This window comes from Bacillus sp. Brlt_9 (assembly GCF_051948935.1).
Classification (GTDB): Bacteria; Bacillota; Bacilli; order Bacillales; family Bacillaceae_G; genus Bacillus_A.
In genome coordinates this window covers 1-16,712 of sequence record NZ_JAYJLO010000016.1, presented here as the reverse complement: position 1 = coordinate 16,712, position 16,712 = coordinate 1, and the positions used below count along the sequence as shown (strand labels likewise).

At 38.7% G+C, this 16,712-nt stretch carries 26 protein-coding genes; 24 read left to right on the top strand and 2 right to left on the bottom strand.

The window, feature by feature from the left end:
* Positions 1-14: 14 nt before the first annotated feature.
* The 22 genes from rplR (at position 15) to VF726_RS29530 (ending at position 14,010) form a co-directional block, all read left to right on the top strand.
* Complete coding sequence (rplR, locus tag VF726_RS29635) at positions 15-377, top strand: 50S ribosomal protein L18 (RefSeq protein WP_000628818.1); 363 nt, start codon at positions 15-17, stop codon at positions 375-377.
* Positions 378-398: 21 nt separating this feature from the next.
* Positions 399-899, top strand: a complete 501-nt coding sequence (gene rpsE, locus VF726_RS29630) for a 30S ribosomal protein S5 (protein ID WP_000554646.1) — start codon at positions 399-401, stop codon at positions 897-899.
* A 13-nt stretch (positions 900-912) separates the two neighbouring features.
* Positions 913-1,095, top strand: coding sequence for a 50S ribosomal protein L30 (rpmD, locus tag VF726_RS29625; RefSeq protein WP_001085231.1), 183 nt, complete (start codon positions 913-915; stop codon positions 1,093-1,095).
* 33 nt (positions 1,096-1,128) lie between these two features.
* Positions 1,129-1,569 (top strand): 50S ribosomal protein L15, encoded by a 441-nt coding sequence (rplO, locus tag VF726_RS29620; RefSeq protein ID WP_000766080.1) that lies wholly within the window; start codon positions 1,129-1,131, stop codon positions 1,567-1,569.
* Positions 1,569-2,870, top strand: a complete 1,302-nt coding sequence (gene secY / locus VF726_RS29615) for a preprotein translocase subunit SecY (RefSeq protein ID WP_000490117.1) — start codon at positions 1,569-1,571, stop codon at positions 2,868-2,870. The genes rplO and secY overlap by 1 nt, the downstream gene beginning before the upstream one ends.
* Positions 2,871-2,926: 56 nt before the next feature.
* A complete protein-coding gene (locus tag VF726_RS29610) occupies positions 2,927-3,577 on the top strand; it encodes an adenylate kinase (protein ID WP_440173824.1) in 651 nt (216 codons plus the stop codon).
* Entirely contained in the window at positions 3,577-4,323 is a 747-nt protein-coding gene (gene map, locus VF726_RS29605; protein ID WP_000582539.1) for a type I methionyl aminopeptidase, read from the top strand. Before VF726_RS29610 ends, map begins: the two co-directional genes overlap by 1 nt.
* Before the next feature lie 68 nt (positions 4,324-4,391).
* Complete coding sequence (gene infA / locus VF726_RS29600) at positions 4,392-4,610, top strand: translation initiation factor IF-1 (protein WP_001029884.1); 219 nt, start codon at positions 4,392-4,394, stop codon at positions 4,608-4,610.
* Between the two features lie 35 nt (positions 4,611-4,645).
* Positions 4,646-4,759: a 50S ribosomal protein L36 gene (gene rpmJ, locus VF726_RS29595; protein ID WP_000868344.1), complete on the top strand. Its 114-nt coding sequence runs from the start codon at positions 4,646-4,648 to the stop codon at positions 4,757-4,759.
* 21 nt (positions 4,760-4,780) lie between these two features.
* Positions 4,781-5,146 carry a 30S ribosomal protein S13 gene (gene rpsM, locus VF726_RS29590; protein WP_000090788.1) on the top strand — a complete coding sequence of 122 codons (366 nt, stop codon included), beginning with the start codon at positions 4,781-4,783 and terminating at the stop codon, positions 5,144-5,146.
* Positions 5,147-5,170: 24 nt separating this feature from the next.
* Positions 5,171-5,560 carry a 30S ribosomal protein S11 gene (gene rpsK / locus VF726_RS29585; protein ID WP_000101798.1) on the top strand — a complete coding sequence of 130 codons (390 nt, stop codon included), beginning with the start codon at positions 5,171-5,173 and terminating at the stop codon, positions 5,558-5,560.
* Positions 5,561-5,740: 180 nt separating this feature from the next.
* Entirely contained in the window at positions 5,741-6,685 is a 945-nt protein-coding gene (locus tag VF726_RS29580) for a DNA-directed RNA polymerase subunit alpha (RefSeq protein ID WP_000569643.1), read from the top strand.
* Positions 6,686-6,720: 35 nt separating this feature from the next.
* Positions 6,721-7,083: a 50S ribosomal protein L17 gene (rplQ, locus tag VF726_RS29575; RefSeq protein ID WP_000331490.1), complete on the top strand. Its 363-nt coding sequence runs from the start codon at positions 6,721-6,723 to the stop codon at positions 7,081-7,083.
* Positions 7,084-7,186: 103 nt separating this feature from the next.
* A complete protein-coding gene (locus VF726_RS29570; RefSeq protein ID WP_000711782.1) occupies positions 7,187-8,029 on the top strand; it encodes an energy-coupling factor ABC transporter ATP-binding protein in 843 nt (280 codons plus the stop codon).
* Positions 8,005-8,886 carry an energy-coupling factor ABC transporter ATP-binding protein gene (locus tag VF726_RS29565; RefSeq protein ID WP_000406519.1) on the top strand — a complete coding sequence of 294 codons (882 nt, stop codon included), beginning with the start codon at positions 8,005-8,007 and terminating at the stop codon, positions 8,884-8,886. Before VF726_RS29570 ends, VF726_RS29565 begins: the two co-directional genes overlap by 25 nt.
* A complete protein-coding gene (locus VF726_RS29560) occupies positions 8,874-9,668 on the top strand; it encodes an energy-coupling factor transporter transmembrane component T family protein (RefSeq protein ID WP_001186532.1) in 795 nt (264 codons plus the stop codon). Before VF726_RS29565 ends, VF726_RS29560 begins: the two co-directional genes overlap by 13 nt.
* Positions 9,669-9,682: 14 nt before the next feature.
* Complete coding sequence (gene truA / locus VF726_RS29555; protein ID WP_087955362.1) at positions 9,683-10,426, top strand: tRNA pseudouridine(38-40) synthase TruA; 744 nt, start codon at positions 9,683-9,685, stop codon at positions 10,424-10,426.
* Positions 10,427-10,578: 152 nt separating this feature from the next.
* Positions 10,579-11,016: a 50S ribosomal protein L13 gene (rplM, locus tag VF726_RS29550; RefSeq protein ID WP_001260793.1), complete on the top strand. Its 438-nt coding sequence runs from the start codon at positions 10,579-10,581 to the stop codon at positions 11,014-11,016.
* A gap of 21 nt (positions 11,017-11,037) precedes the next feature.
* Positions 11,038-11,430: a 30S ribosomal protein S9 gene (rpsI, locus tag VF726_RS29545; protein WP_000079986.1), complete on the top strand. Its 393-nt coding sequence runs from the start codon at positions 11,038-11,040 to the stop codon at positions 11,428-11,430.
* 162 nt (positions 11,431-11,592) lie between these two features.
* Positions 11,593-12,021 carry a DUF2521 family protein gene (locus VF726_RS29540; protein WP_048526371.1) on the top strand — a complete coding sequence of 143 codons (429 nt, stop codon included), beginning with the start codon at positions 11,593-11,595 and terminating at the stop codon, positions 12,019-12,021.
* A gap of 66 nt (positions 12,022-12,087) precedes the next feature.
* Positions 12,088-12,801, top strand: a complete 714-nt coding sequence (gene cwlD / locus VF726_RS29535) for an N-acetylmuramoyl-L-alanine amidase CwlD (protein WP_440173819.1) — start codon at positions 12,088-12,090, stop codon at positions 12,799-12,801.
* Positions 12,802-12,942: 141 nt separating this feature from the next.
* Entirely contained in the window at positions 12,943-14,010 is a 1,068-nt protein-coding gene (locus VF726_RS29530) for a P-loop NTPase (protein ID WP_440173817.1), read from the top strand.
* A 56-nt stretch (positions 14,011-14,066) separates the two neighbouring features.
* Here the strand turns inward: VF726_RS29530 and gerD are convergent, their stop codons facing one another.
* Positions 14,067-14,684: a spore germination protein GerD gene (gene gerD / locus VF726_RS29525; RefSeq protein ID WP_166705278.1), complete on the bottom strand. Its 618-nt coding sequence runs from the start codon at positions 14,682-14,684 to the stop codon at positions 14,067-14,069.
* A 139-nt stretch (positions 14,685-14,823) separates the two neighbouring features.
* On the opposite strand from gerD, the gene kbaA reads away from it, so the two are divergent.
* Positions 14,824-15,435, top strand: coding sequence for a KinB signaling pathway activation protein KbaA (kbaA, locus tag VF726_RS29520; RefSeq protein WP_440173816.1), 612 nt, complete (start codon positions 14,824-14,826; stop codon positions 15,433-15,435).
* Between the two features lie 90 nt (positions 15,436-15,525).
* Here kbaA and pdaB read toward each other — a convergent pair whose 3' ends face one another.
* Positions 15,526-16,290: a polysaccharide deacetylase family sporulation protein PdaB gene (gene pdaB, locus VF726_RS29515; protein WP_440173815.1), complete on the bottom strand. Its 765-nt coding sequence runs from the start codon at positions 16,288-16,290 to the stop codon at positions 15,526-15,528.
* 170 nt (positions 16,291-16,460) lie between these two features.
* Here pdaB and VF726_RS29510 point away from each other — a divergent pair, with 170 nt between their 5' ends.
* Positions 16,461-16,679, top strand: coding sequence for a hypothetical protein (locus VF726_RS29510; RefSeq protein WP_048526377.1), 219 nt, complete (start codon positions 16,461-16,463; stop codon positions 16,677-16,679).
* The last annotated feature ends 33 nt before the right edge of the window (positions 16,680-16,712 follow it).

Genomic DNA, 16,712 nt, shown 5'->3' with positions numbered 1-16,712 from the left:
GGAGTGACAAGAAAATGATCACTAAAGCTGATAAAAATGCGACTCGTAAGAAAAGACATGCACGTGTACGTGCTAAACTTACTGGTACTGCAGAGCGTCCACGTTTAAACGTGTTCCGTTCTAACCAACATATTTACGCTCAAGTTATTGATGATGTGAATGGTGTAACGTTAGTAAGTGCATCTACTCTTGATAAAGACCTTGCTCTTAACGGTACTAGCAACACTGAAGCTGCTACGAAAGTAGGAGAATCAGTTGCTAAGCGTGCTGTAGAGAAAGGCGTTAAAGAAGTAGTATTCGATCGCGGTGGTTACTTATACCATGGCCGTGTTAAAGCTCTAGCTGAAGCTGCTCGTGAGGCTGGATTACAATTTTAATGGTCAAAGGAGGGAAAATTGATGCATCGCATTGACCCAAGTAAATTAGAACTTGAAGAACGTGTAGTTACGATAAATCGTGTCGCGAAAGTTGTTAAGGGTGGTCGTCGTTTCCGCTTTGCTGCACTAGTTGTAGTTGGCGATAAAAACGGTCATGTTGGATTCGGTACTGGTAAAGCACAAGAGGTACCAGACGCAATCCGCAAAGCTATCGAAGACGCTAAGAAAAACTTAATCGCTGTACCATTAGTTGGTACAACAATTCCACACACAATCAACGGTCACTTTGGAGCTGGTGAAGTATTCTTAAAACCTGCTGCTGAAGGTACTGGTGTTATTGCTGGTGGACCTGTTCGTGCGGTCCTTGAATTAGCTGGTGTACAAGATATTCTTTCGAAATCTCTTGGTTCTAACACACCAATCAACATGATTCGCGCTACTGTGAACGGATTAAGCGAACTTAAGCGCGCTGAAGATGTTGCAAAATTACGCGGTAAATCTGTAGAAGAGCTACTAGGTTAAGGAGGGAAAACAAATGGCGAAAAAGTTAGAAATTACCCTCACTCGTAGTGTAATTGGTCGTCCACAAGATCAACGTGCGACGGTAGAAGCTTTAGGTCTTAAAAAGTTGAATTCAACTGTAGTTAAGGAAGAAACTCCTGCTATTCTTGGTATGATCAACAAAGTTTCTCACCTTATAACTGTAAAAGAAGCTTAAGGATAACTCATTAATATAAGGAGGTGCCTGGGAATGAAACTTCATGAATTAAAACCTGCAGAAGGTTCTCGTAAAGTACGTAACCGTGTCGGTCGTGGTATCGGTTCTGGTAACGGTAAAACTGCTGGTAAAGGTCATAAAGGACAAAACGCACGTTCTGGTGGCGGTGTTCGTCTTGGCTTCGAAGGTGGTCAAACTCCATTATTCCGTCGTTTACCAAAACGCGGCTTCACAAACATTAACCGTAAAGAGTTTGCTATTGTAAACTTATCAACGTTAAATCGTTTTGAAGATGGTACAGAAGTAACACCTGAATTATTGCTGGAAACTGGCGTTATCAGCAAGTTAAACGACGGTGTTAAAATTCTTGCAAGCGGCGCAGTAGAGAAAAAACTAACTGTTAAAGCGCACAAGTTCTCTTCAAGTGCTAAAGAAGCAATTGAAGCAGCTGGCGGATCAGTTGAGGTGATCTAATGTTTCGTACAATCTCCAACTTTATGCGCGTTGCTGAGATAAGACGTAAAATATTATTCACTTTAGCGATGTTAATCGTATTCAGGATTGGCACGTTTATCCCCGTGCCATTTACAAATGGAGACGTACTGAAGGCACAAGATCAATTAAATGCTTTAGGTATTCTAAATACATTTGGCGGTGGCGCCTTGAAAAACTTCTCCATCTTTGCGATGGGAATCATGCCGTATATTACAGCATCCATCATCGTGCAATTATTGCAGATGGATGTTGTTCCTAAATTTTCGGAATGGTCGAAGCAAGGTGAAATGGGCCGTCGTAAACTAACGCAATTCACGCGTTACTTTACAATTGTTCTTGCGTTTATTCAGGGGTTTGGTATGTCAATCGGTTTTAACGGTATGGTAGGTGGGCAATTAATTTTGAATCCAGGTTGGAGCACTTATTTATACATTGCTACGGTACTGACTGCTGGTACTGCATTTTTAATGTGGTTAGGTGAACAGATTACAGCTAAAGGTGTAGGTAATGGTATTTCCATCCTTATCTTTGGTGGTATTGCTGCAGCGATCCCAAGTGTTATATCTCAAGTGTATCAGCAACAGTTTCAAAATATCGGAGATCAATTGTTCATGAGTATCGTTAAAGTTGCATTGATCTTACTAGCTGTGCTAGCAGTTATTGTGGGTGTTATTTTCATTCAACAGGCTGTTAGAAAGATCCCAATTCAATATGCGAAGCGTGTAACAGGAGGAAATGGTGGTTATGCTGGAGCACAAAACACGCATTTACCCCTTAAGGTAAATAGTGCTGGTGTTATTCCAGTAATTTTTGCTGTTTCATTCTTAATTACGCCTCCGACTATTGCACAGTTCTTCCCGAAACATGATGTATCGCAGTGGATTATTGCAAACTTTAACTATTCTCACCCAGTGGGAATGATCATATATGTTGCGCTCATTGTAGCCTTCACATATTTCTATGCGTTTGTTCAGGTTAATCCAGAGCAAATGTCAGAGAATCTAAACAAACAAGGTGGATATGTTCCAGGTATTCGTCCGGGTAAGAATACGGAACAATATCTAACAAAAATCTTGTATCGTTTGACCTTTGTAGGATCAATTTTCCTAGCAGCGATTGCAATCTTACCAGTTATCTTTACGAAGCTGGGAAATCTTCCTCCATCTGCACAGATTGGTGGAACGAGTATGTTAATCGTTGTCGGCGTTGCTTTAGAAACAATGAAGCAGCTAGAAAGCCAACTGGTAAAACGCCATTACAAAGGGTTTATCAAGCAGTGAGTAAGTGGGAAGTATTATCTTCCCTACATGCTCATGTACTCTGAGGGGGAACAAGGATGAACTTAATTTTAATGGGGCTTCCTGGTGCTGGTAAAGGTACACAAGCCGAACAGATTGTTGCCAAGTATAACATCCCTCACATCTCAACAGGAGATATGTTCCGTGCAGCTATGAAGGCTGAAACTGAAATGGGTTTACAAGCAAAATCTTTTATTGATAAAGGTGCACTTGTTCCAGATGAAGTTACAATCGGAATCGTTCATGAACGTTTAAGTCAAGAAGACTGCGCAAGAGGCTTCTTATTAGACGGTTTCCCACGAACTGTTGCACAAGCATCAGCTCTTGAAGAGATTATGAAAGATCTTGGCAAAAAAATCGACTATGTTTTAAACATTAATGTGGATTCAGGGTTGTTATTAAAACGCCTTACAGGCCGTCGCATTTGTAAAGAGTGCGGTGCGACTTACCACTTAGAATTCAATGCGCCAGCAAAAGCTGACGTGTGCGATAAATGTGGTGGCGAACTATATCAACGCTCTGATGACAATGAAGAAACTGTAGCAAATCGTTTAGATGTAAATATTAAGCAAACAAAACCTTTGCTTGATTTCTACGAGGAGCTTGGTTACCTACAAAGCATTAATGGTGAGCAAGATATCAATAAAGTATTTGCTGATATCGATGTTCTCATCGGAGGCTTAGCGTAATGATAATCTGCAAAACTCCTCGCGAGATAGAAATCATGCGAGAAGCTGGCAGGATCGTTGCTTTAACTCATCAAGAGTTGAAACAGCACATTACTCCAGGAATTACAACGAAAGAGCTCGATCAAATAGCGGAAAAGACGATTCAAAAATATGGTGCTACGCCATCTTTTAAAGGATACAACGGATTTCCGGGGAGCATATGTGCTTCTGTAAATGAAGAGCTTGTACACGGAATTCCAGGGAAGCGCAAGCTCAAAGAGGGCGATATCATCAGTATCGATATTGGTGCGAAATACAATGGGTACCATGGCGATTCTGCATGGACGTATCCAGTTGGAAACATTTCTGAATCTGTTCAAAAGCTACTTGATGTCACAGAAAAATCGTTGTATCTTGGTCTAGAACAAGTAAAACCAGGCGAAAGATTATCAAATATCTCACATGCGGTTCAAACCCATGCTGAAGAGAATGGATTCTCGATCGTTAGGGAGTATGTTGGTCACGGAATCGGGCAAGACTTACATGAGGACCCTCAAATCCCGCACTATGGTCCACCAAATAGAGGCCCTAGATTAAAGCCGGGAATGGTCATCTGTGTTGAGCCGATGGTGAATCAAGGAAGACGATATGTAAAAACACTATCTGATGACTGGACAGTGGTAACGGTAGATGGTAAATGGTGTGCCCATTTTGAGCACACGATTGCTCTTACAGAAGCAGGATACGAAATCCTTACCACTTTATAAGTAGCTGGCTCTCCGGGATTTCAGAGCAGTGTAAAATGTTACTGATTTGAAGAAGGGAGAACTATTGAATGGCTAAAGATGATGTAATTGAAGTCGAAGGTACCGTTCTTGAAACGTTGCCAAATGCTATGTTCAAAGTAGAATTAGAGAATGGGCATGTCGTATTGGCTCACGTTTCTGGTAAAATCCGTATGAACTTCATTCGTATTTTACCAGGAGACAAAGTTACGGTAGAATTATCTCCGTACGATTTAAATCGTGGTCGTATTACGTACCGTTTTAAATAATATAGCACTCCGTAATCTTTAAGGAGGTTCGAGACATGAAAGTAAGACCGTCAGTTAAACCAATCTGCGAAAAATGTAAAGTTATTCGTAGACGTGGAAAAGTAATGGTTATTTGTGAAAACCCTAAACATAAACAAAAACAAGGTTAATCAGAAGGAGGTGCATTCGTAATGGCACGTATCGCAGGTGTAGATATTCCTCGAGACAAACGCGTTGTTATTTCTTTAACTTACGTATTCGGCATTGGTCGCACAACTGCTGAAAAAATTCTTGCTGAAGCAGGTATTTCTGAAGAAACACGAGTTCGTGATTTAACGGAAGACGAATTAGGACGTATCCGTGATATCATCGATCGTATTAAAGTTGAGGGAGACCTTCGTCGTGAAGTATCTCTTAACATTAAACGTCTAATGGAGATCGGTTCTTACCGTGGTCTTCGTCACCGTCGTGGCTTACCAGTTCGTGGTCAAAATTCTAAAAACAATGCTCGTACACGTAAAGGTCCACGTCGTACAGTAGCAAATAAAAAGAAATAATAAGTAAAGGAGGTTGAACTAACAATGGCACGTAAAACAAACACTCGTAAAAAACGTGTGAAAAAGAATATCGAAGCTGGTATAGCTCATATTCGTTCTACTTTCAACAACACAATCGTAACTCTTACAGATACTCACGGTAACGCACTTTCTTGGTCTAGTGCTGGTGCACTTGGTTTCCGTGGATCTCGTAAATCTACTCCATTCGCTGCGCAAATGGCTGCTGAAACTGCTGCTAAAGCTGCAATGGAGCACGGTTTAAAAACTTTAGAGGTTACTGTTAAAGGTCCTGGTGCTGGTCGTGAAGCTGCAATTCGTGCTCTTCAAGCTGCAGGTCTAGAAGTAACAGCAATTAGAGATGTTACTCCAGTTCCTCATAATGGATGTCGTCCACCAAAACGTCGTCGTGTGTAATTTTTCTGTATAGAATTTTCCCTTTTGTCTATAATGGATATGATGCATTATCGAGAAATTTCGTACAGAAACATCGCTTGTTGTGCACAATCGGGAACTGCCTAAGGGGGACTTTCGGTTAGACAGGGGTTGTACCTTTGTTTAACCGGGGTTTCGACGTTTTGAAGGAGGGTTTAGTTAATGATTGAAATCGAAAAGCCGAAAATCGAAACGGTTGAACTTAACGAAGATGCTAAATATGGTAAATTCGTAATTGAACCGCTTGAGCGTGGATATGGTACTACGTTGGGTAACTCCTTACGTCGTATTCTTTTATCTTCACTCCCTGGTGCCGCTGTTACTGCTATCCAAATCGATGGCGTATTACATGAATTTTCAACAGTTGAGGGCGTAGTAGAAGACGTTACAACGATCATCTTAAACTTGAAAAAGTTAGCTCTTAAAATCTACTCTGAAGAAGAGAAGACGTTGGAAATTGATGTGCAGGGCGAAGGTATTGTCACAGCTGCTGATATTACTCACGATAGTGATGTAGAAATCTTAAATCCAGATTTACACATTGCAACGTTAGCAAAAGATGCGCATTTCCGCGTGCGTTTAACTGCAAAGCGTGGCCGTGGGTATACGCCAGCTGATGCAAATAAAAGCGAAGATCAACCAATAGGAGTAATTCCTATTGATTCTATTTATACTCCAGTATCACGTGTGACTTACCAAGTGGAAAAGACACGTGTCGGACAAGTGGCTAATTATGATAAGCTTACGCTTGATGTATGGACGGATGGAAGCATCGGGCCAAAAGAAGCTATCTCTTTAGGTGCCAAAATCTTAACTGAGCATTTAAATATCTTTGTTGGTTTAACTGATGAAGCACAAAATGCTGAGATTATGGTTGAGAAGGAAGAAGATCAAAAAGAGAAAGTTCTTGAGATGACTATCGAGGAACTAGATCTTTCTGTTCGTTCTTATAATTGCCTTAAACGTGCAGGAATTAATACTGTACAAGAGCTTGCGAACAAAACAGAAGAAGATATGATGAAAGTTCGTAACTTAGGACGTAAATCCTTAGAAGAAGTTAAACATAAACTTGAGGAATTAGGTTTAGGTTTACGTAAAGACGACTGAGGATTTAAACCCATCAACAAAGGAGGGAACTACGAATGGCATACAGAAAATTAGGCCGTACAAGTGCGCAACGTAAAGCTATGTTACGTGACTTAGCTACTGATTTAATTATCAACGAGCGCATCCAAACGACAGAAACTCGTGCAAAAGAACTTCGTTCTGTAGTGGAAAAAATGATCACTTTAGGTAAACGCGGAGATCTTCATGCTCGTCGTCAAGCAGCAGCTTTCATTCGCAATGAAGTAGCTAACGCTGAGACTGGTCAAGATGCACTTCAAAAATTATTCGCTGATGTAGCTCCACGCTATGCTGAGCGCCAAGGCGGATACACTCGTATTGCAAAAATTGGTCCACGTCGCGGAGACGCAGCACCAATGGTAATTATCGAGTTAGTATAATGATAATTAAAAGGGCAGGACAGTTCTTTTCAAGAAACTGGTCATGGCCCTTTTTTTTAAATATAAAAATAGGCTAACTTGGCGAAAGAAAGGGTGCCTTGTATTGAAAAAAGAGAAACTTCGGACAGAAAATATATCCTTTCAATATCCTGGGGCAGCCACTTATGCATTAAAAGATGTTTCATTTTCTTTATATGAGGGAGAATGGGTATCTGTTATTGGACAAAACGGTTCAGGGAAGTCTACACTTGCAAAATTATTGAATGGTTTGTTTTTGCCAGAAGCAGGAACTATTACAGTAAATGATACAATGGTTTTATCAGAGGAAACGGTATGGGATGTTCGAAAACAAATTGGGATGGTATTTCAAAACCCAGATAATCAATTTGTTGGAACGACAGTGCAAGATGACGTTGTCTTTGGCTTAGAGAATATCGGAATGCCAAGAGAGCAAATGGTAGAAAGATTAGATCAGGCCCTCAAACTTGTCCGTATGGAAGATTTTCTTAATGATGAGCCTCATTCGTTATCTGGTGGGCAAAAGCAGCGAGTGGCAATAGCAGGTGTTTTAGCACTTCAGCCATCTATTTTAATATTAGATGAAGCAACGTCAATGCTAGACCCCCAAGGGAGACGTGAAGTAGTAGAAACGGTTAGACAACTTGTTAATCAAAAAGGTATTACCGTGTTATCAATTACGCACGATTTAGAAGAAGCGGCACAATCAGACCGTGTCATTATTTTAAATAAGGGAGAGATATTAGAGGAAGGGACTCCAGAACAAATTTTCAAATCCTCTCATATGCTCCAAGAAATTGGATTAGATGTACCATTTTCAGTGAAAATAGCAGAATTATTAAAAAGAAATGAAATTCTCTTGCAAAATACGCATCTTACAATGGAAAGCTTGGTGAACGAACTTTGGAGATTACATTCCAAAAAGTAGAACATCGTTATCAATATAAAACTCCATTTGAAAGACGCGCACTTTATGATGTAGACGTGTCGTTTCCAAGTGGGGGCTATTATGCCATTATCGGTCATACTGGTTCAGGTAAGTCGACGATGATTCAACATTTAAATGGTTTATTGCAGCCGACAAATGGCACAGTTCAAATTGGTGAACATTTCATTTCGGCAGGAAAGAAAGAAAAAAAGCTAAAGCCACTACGTAAAAAGGTAGGGGTTGTCTTTCAATTCCCAGAACATCAGTTGTTTGAAGAGACTGTGGAGAAAGATATTTGTTTCGGCCCTACTAATTTTGGGGTATCTGTAGAAGAAGCGAAGCAAAAGGCAAGAGAGGCAATTGAACTTGTAGGGTTAGAACCAGAACTGTTAACACGTTCACCGTTTGAGTTAAGTGGTGGGCAAATGAGGCGTGTTGCGATAGCGGGTGTATTGGCGATGGAACCCGAAGTGCTTGTATTAGATGAACCTACAGCAGGACTAGATCCAAAAGGGCAGAATGAACTTATGGAGATGTTTTATAAGCTGCATAAGGAGAAAGGTCTTACGGTTATTCTTGTAACGCATAATATGGAGGATGCTGCTAAGTATGCGGAGCAGATTGTAGTCATGCATAAAGGAACGGTCTTTTTGCAAGGAAGTGCAGAGGAAGTATTTTCACATGCTGATGAACTAGAGAAAATTGGCGTGGATCTTCCTATGTCTTTAAAGTATAAACGTGCAATTGAAGAGAAGTTTGGCATTTCAATCCCAAAGGCTACCTTATCTTTAGAGGATCTTACTCATGAAGTTGTGCAGGTGTTACGAAAAGGTGGTCATGAATCATGCAGCAGTTGATTATTGGAAGGTATATTCCAGGGAATTCTCTTATTCATCAACTTGATCCACGTACGAAGCTGCTGATTGTCTTTTTATATGTATTTGTTGTTTTCTTAGCAAATAATGCGATTTCATATGGATTTTTATTTTTATATGCACTCATTGCTTTATTTTTTGCAAAAGTGCCGATTCGTTATGTACTTTCGGGCTTAAAACCAATTCTATGGATTTTTCTTTTTACATTTTTCCTGCATATTTTTACAAATAAAGAAGGGGAAGTACTATTCCAGCTTGGTTGGTTTTCGATACATGAAAAAGGATTAGAGCAAGGGATATACATTTCTATACGATTCTTCGTTATTATTTTAATGACGACATTATTAACGTTAACGACGACACCTATTGAGATTACAGATGGTTTGGAGACGTTATTAAAGCCGTTGAAGCGTATAAAAGTTCCTGTTCATGAAATCGCATTAATGATGTCAATTTCTCTTCGTTTTATTCCAACATTAATGGATGAAACGAGTAAAATAATGAAGGCACAATCGTCACGTGGTATTGATTTCGCAGGGGGACCGATAAAAGATAGGATGAAAGCCATTATCTCCCTACTCGTTCCTCTATTTATCAGTGCTTTTAAGCGTGCTGAGGACTTAGCAATTGCTATGGAGGCTCGTGGATATCAAAGTGGCGAAGGACGTACTAAATTTAGGCAACTACGCTGGAAAACAAGCGATACAGTAACGATTATAAGCTTACTTTGTTTAGCTTGTATTTTGGCATGGGTGCGATCGTAATGGAGAATAGAGAAATGGATAGAATAAAATGTACGGTTGCATATGATGGCATGCATTTTTGTGGTTATCAAATTCAGCCGCAGCATCGTACTGTTCAACAAGAGATTGAAAAAGCTTTGCAGAAATTGCATAAAGGAGAACTTGTTCGTGTTCAGGCATCAGGCAGAACGGATTCTACCGTTCATGCTAAAGGACAAGTAATACACTTTGATACACCGTTGTCTCTTGAAGAGTGGCAATGGGGTAATGCATTAAACACAATGTTGCCAGATGATATTGTTATCAGGCAGGTAGAGAAAAAAACCGAAGAATTTCATGCGCGTTACGGTGTTGAGAGAAAAGAATATCGTTATCGTGTATTATTATCAAAGACTGCGGATGTATTCCGTAGAAATTATGTATATCAATATCCATATCCACTCGAAATAAACTCTATAAGAAAAGCGATCCCTTATTTTATTGGAACGCATGATTTCACTTCTTTTTGTTCGGCAAAAACTGACAAAAAAGATAAAGTGAGAACAATTTATGAAATTGAGCTAATTGAGCAAGACGATGAATTAATTTTTCGTTTTGTAGGTAATGGATTTTTATATAATATGGTCAGAATTATTGTTGGTACGTTACTGAGCGTAGGGCAAGGAAAGCTTGATCCAGATAGCATTCCAGAGATTCTAGCGAAACAAAATCGTCAGTTTGCTGGAAAGATGGCTCCTGGTCATGGGCTTTACTTATGGCAAGTAAACTATAACAACTAATCCTGGTGTAACATTTGCTTGACATTAGAAACTCAAAAGTATATCATAACATATGGTATTGTTTCTAAAACCACGATTAGCCCCGGAAGGAAATCGTGTTTAAGATAAACAATAGATTTTTTCTATGGAAAAGATAACGAGGAGGGAAACACATGCGTACGACTTTTATGGCAAAAGCTAACGAAGTTGAGCGTAAATGGTATGTGGTTGATGCTGAAGGTCAAACTTTAGGTCGCCTTGCTAGTGAAGTAGCATCCATTTTACGCGGTAAAAACAAACCTACATTTACACCACACGTTGACACGGGTGATCATGTAATTATTATTAACGCTGAGAAAATTCATTTAACAGGTAATAAATTAAACGATAAAATTTACTACCGTCACACTAACCACCCAGGTGGACTTAAACAAAGAACAGCTCTAGAAATGCGTACAAACTACCCTGTACAAATGTTAGAGCTTGCAATTAAAGGCATGCTTCCAAAAGGACGCTTAGGCCGTCAAGTTTCTAAGAAACTAAACGTGTATGCTGGAGCAGAGCATCCACACCAAGCACAAAAACCAGAAGTTTACGAACTTCGCGGATAATTAATTAAAGGAGGGCTTACTTTGGCACAGGTTCAATACTATGGCACTGGACGTCGTAAGAGTTCAGTAGCGCGCGTACGCCTAGTTCCAGGCGAAGGACGCGTTATCATTAACGGTCGTGATTTTGAAAACTATATCCCATTTGCTGCATTACGTGAAGTAGTGAAACAACCTCTAGTTGCAACAGAAACTTTAGGTAACTACGATGTACTTGTAAACGTAAATGGTGGTGGATACACTGGTCAAGCTGGTGCTATTCGTCACGGTATTTCTCGCGCTTTATTAAAAGCTGATCCAGAATACCGTCTAACACTAAAACGTGCAGGTCTATTAACTCGTGACGCACGTATGAAAGAGCGTAAAAAATACGGTCTTAAAGGCGCACGTCGTGCACCTCAGTTCTCAAAACGTTAATTTTTGCGAACTACAAACCCCAACCATTTTGGTTGGGGTTTTTTTATGTTTCATTCTTCTTTTATAATTTTTGTTGCTTGGAATATTTTAGTCCTACCCTCTCGCGTATGCTTCTTCTTTAGAAGTTTAGACTAATACGTATTAGGGAGGTTTATAAGTACTATGAATGTCATTGTCAGCTTACAAGAAAAACAAAAAGAAAAGCAGTTGAAATATGAACGGAAGATGCTGCGGGAATTATCATTAAAAACATTACGTTCAAATATTAGAGATGCCTTTCAGATGCAGGAACTTCATCGGCAGTATGAAGATTACTGTATTGAACTAGGAATAGAATCGTATTTATTAGGAGCGAGATATAGTAAATTTGGTTATTATGGTGAATCGTTCTTTGATGTGAAATATAGAGCCTTAGAAGAAGAGCAACAATTAACGGAAACACTATTTCAATTTTTAGCGAGCATGACTATGCGTGAAATTAAGTTACAAGATGAGGAATTGCTTTTTGAATCTTGCCAGCAGTTTATCGGCTTATGGTGGCAGGAAGGATATGAAAAAGGTGAAAGAAGATATCGATTAAAGCTTCATTAAGACAAGCATAAACTTTCCTCTTGTCCCATATAAGTAATTAGAGGGACTAGCTGGAGGAGGAAAGGTATGAAGAGAATTCGAATTATCTCTTTTGCACTCGCTGCGGTTGTTTTGTTTTTTTTAGTCAAACAAGAGTTTCAAATTACAAAATCGTGGCGAGCTTGGAATTTACCCTTATCAGGGAAAGTAATTGTATTAGATGCTGGGCATGGTGGGCCAGACGGAGGGGCAGTTGGTGGAAAGGATATTGTAGAAAAGGATATTACGCTTGAGATTACAAAGAAGGTGCAAGATTATTTACAAGAGCAAGGTGCGCTAGTTATTTTAACGAGAGATGGAGATTATGATTTAGCTCAGAAAGATACAAAATCATATAGTAGACGTAAAGCAGAGGATTTAAAAAAGCGTGTAGAGATTATTAATAAACCTGATGTAGACTTTTTTGCGAGTATTCATTTAAACGCTTTAACTAGTAGTGGATCGAGAGGCGCACAAACGTTCTATTACCGTTCTTCAATTGAAAATGAACGTGCTGCGAAATTTATACAAGCTGAATTGAGAACGAGTTTAGAGAATACGAATCGTTCTGCTAAAACAATTTCTCATGTGTATCTATTAAAGTATGCGAAAACACCAGGCGCTTTAATTGAAGCTGGCTTTTTATCGAATGTAAATGAAAGGTATATGTTAAATTCGGAGAAATATCAGCAAAAGGTAGCGGCTGCAGTATATCGTGGTATATTACGTTATTTCACCGAAAAAGGAAATCCTCCAGAATAAGGAGGATTTTTTGCGTTTCTCTCGTTAACGAAGTTTTCCGAAAATATGTTATACTGGAAATGTAAACGCATTTATTTTGAGAATAAAGAGAGACATTAAATTAACATTACGTTATTTTTCATACAGGGGGCTGGGCTAATTATGGTAACGAAAGAGCAAGTAGTGGAAGCGTTAGAAGGGATTGTAGATCCGTTTTTACATAAAACGTTAAAAGAAACAGGGGCAATTAAAGAGGTAACAGTTAAGCCTGAGAAGGAACATGTAAGTGTTAAAATTGCAATCGTAAAAACCGGTACAGCGGAACAAATGCAATTGCAATCTGGAATTGTAAAGTTAGTAAAAGAACTAGGAGCAGCAACAGTAGGGCTTCGCTTTGCAGAATTTACAGAAGAGGAATTATCTCAGTTTGCACCAGAACAGGAAGAAGAGCAAACGGAATCTTTATTGTCACCAAATTCAAAAACGACATTTTTAGCAGTGGCGAGTGGAAAAGGTGGAGTGGGAAAATCAACAGTTTCTGTTAACCTTGCTATTGCTCTAGCTCGTCTAGGGAAAAAGGTTGGTATCATTGATGCCGATATTTATGGTTTTAGTGTACCGGATATGATGGGGATAGAGAAACGTCCTGTTGTAAGAGGAGATAGAATCATCCCAGTGGAACGTCTAGGTGTAAAGGTAATCTCAATGGGGTTCTTTGTAGAGGATAACGCACCGGTTATTTGGAGAGGACCTATGCTTGGGAAAATGTTAAATCATTTCTTTACAGAAGTAGAGTGGGGAGATTTAGACTATTTAGTTTTAGATTTACCACCGGGTACAGGTGATGTTGCGCTAGACTTACATTCGATGTTGCCGGCTTGTAAAGAGATTATTGTAACAACGCCACATCCAACAGCGGCATTTGTAGCAGCGCGTGCTGGAGCTATGGCTTTACGTACAGAACATAGTATTCTTGGCGTTGTTGAAAATATGGCGTATTTTGAAAGTAAAACAACTGGTGAAAAAGAATATGTGTTTGGAAGAGGTGGGGGAGATAAATTAGCTACAGAACTTCAAACGGAAGTACTTGGCCGAATCCCACTTCAACAACCTGATTGGAATAAAGAAGACTTTGCGCCGTCAGTATACGAGGATACACATACGACAGGTCTTATTTATCGCACGATAGCTGAGACAGTAATTGATAAAACAGCTGTTGCACAAAAATAAAATAATAATGAGTGGACGATACATATATTGTCCACTCATTATTATCGTTATTATTTTTACTGCTGTTCCTTTTTACCGTCTTGAGAACCACCTTCACCGCCTGCTTCTTTTTTATCAGAACCACTTTTTTCAGCCTTTTGTACACCTTTACTAATAATATCTATCATCTTAGCTTGGAAGAGTGGGCTTTCGGCAGTTTCTGTTAGTACTTGTTGTAAATATTGGCGGTATTCTTTGCTCTTCATCGTTTGTAGCATCATTTTTTCTACTTCAGGGTTTTTCATAATTTCTATAACGCCTGCTTGGTATTCAGGGTCTTTTAGTAATGTTTTCATTAAGGTTGTTTGTTCTTTTCCCATACTTTTAGCGAATTTCGATGAGAACTCAGGGTCTTTAAAGAGCTTTTCCCAAAATTGTTGCCCTTTATCGGATACCATTGCATCTTCAATCGTTTTCTTTACTACTGTTTCATCTAGTATGAGTGCTTGTTTCATTTTTTCATCAGTTAACACATCTTGAATGGCTTTCTTACCTTGATCGGTTTTTAAAATATCAACAATCATTTTCTTCGTTTGATCATAATCAAGTTCGGACTTTGCTTCTTTTTCTTGTGCACATGCTACAAGTACAAAAAATAGAAAAGAAGAAGTCAAAACGAGCAGCATCCGTTTCATAAGTTGGAACTCCTTTCAGCACAGTTCTCTCTTTTTAATATAAATATCTTTAAGGAATTTATACATGAACATGGCTAGCTTTTTGAAATTGTCATTGATACAATTTGATTAGAAATATAAGGATAATGGGGGATGTGTTGTGAATAGCCGCAAGTGGGTACGACTATTTTTTACGACGTTGTTTCTTGGTGGGATTAGTACGGTCATTATTGGGTTTGTTTTAGAGTGGGACAAGTACGCTAAATTTTTTCAAAATTCCGACGCGAAGGAGATTTTAGCAGTTTCCTTCTGGTTGATGGGCGTAGGATTCATTTTTAGTGTTATTAGTCAAATGGGGTTCTTTGCCTATTTAACAATCCATCGTTTTGGGCTAGGGATGTTCAGGTCACCTTCTTTATGGAATACAGTGCAGCTCTTCTTTATTGCATTCGTTTTATTTGATTTCGTGTATTTAAGATCTGTATTGATTGCAAATGGGGAAGTTTCATTAGGAAATAACATACTTGTTGCAGGTGTATTATTTGTGTTTGGGGCCATTGTTGCTTATATAAAAAGTAAAGAAACGAACAAAAAGGCATTTGTGCCCGCTTTGTTCTTTATGGTTGTTGTAACAATTCTTGAGTGGGTACCAGCTCTTCGGATTAATGATACAGATTGGTTATATTTAATGGTGATACCACTTTTATTATGTAATGCATATCAGTTACTTATATTACATCGTTTAATTGGAAAGACGAGTAAGTCGGCCTAATTAAGAGAGTTTTTACACAGGTTAATTGTATGAATGAAAAAAGCTCTATTACCTGAGTGAAAGGTAGTAGAGCTTTTTATGTGTGCAGAATTATTTTACATCTTCACTTTTCGTACTTGTGTTGGAAATAAGTTGTGATACGGATATTTGTTCATAGCCGTCACTCTTTAATTTTTGCAGAAGCAGTGGTAAAGCTTTATTTGTTTGAAGGGCAGAATCGGATGCATGTAATAAGACGATATCTCCACCTTTTAAATTATTAGAGACGGTGGAAACGATATTGTTTACGCCAGGGTTTTTCCAATCGTTTGAGTTATTACTCCAATGAACGACAGTGTATCCAAGTGATTCTGCTATTTTTAGTGTTGCTTTGTTAAAATCTCCACTAGGTGGACGTAATAGCTTGACTTGTTTCACACCGAGTTTTGTAAACACATCTTGCGCTCGCAAAAGATCTCTTCGTATTTCATTTGTCTCTAGAGAAGTGTAGGACGTGTAATTGTACCCCATACTACCGATTTCATGTCCATCTTTTATGATGCGCTCAACAACATCAGGGTGTCTTTCTGCCCATGCAGCAGAAAGGAAGAAAGTTGCATTCTTAATATCTCTTTCTTTAAGTGTATCAAGGATTGGAATTGCTTTTTTGTCTCCCCAGCTAATATCAAACGTAAATGCAACTTGTTTTTTGGAGGTGTCGCCTTTGTAAATGACTTTAGGTCCTGTAGCAGTTGAAAAAGCGGATTCGTGTGAATATGTTTTCAAAAAGAGTAGCCACGCTGTAAATAAGGAAAGTATCACTATTAAGCTAATGTGTTTAAAGTTTCTTTTACTCGTAATAAAAAAGAAAAACATAATATTACGCCCCTTTGTCCAATCCTTTTCAGTTACATATATGCTGTGAATATAAAAAAGAGAACAAGGGATTAATATCGTAAGTAGTGGATATAATGGATGATAGGATTTTGTTAAATAAAAATGAGCAGAACGTTTATTGCTCTGTAAGAAACGACTGAGGTGATGAGTTGCTTGGATTTATGTTAACGAAAGAAGAGAAAAAAGAAATGGAATACATACTGAAGAGAGAGTTAGAAGAACTTTTATTTGATTTTGAAGATGAGCGTATTCATGATGTTGTAAAAAAAGCGATGGAAGAAAGATATAAAATCATTTTTTGTTTGTTTCGAAGAGTCGCTAATACAGAGGAATGTATTCGTTATGTAAGAAAAAGAACTTTTTATTAAAAAGTGTTGACGTTAATAGTTATTATATGATAA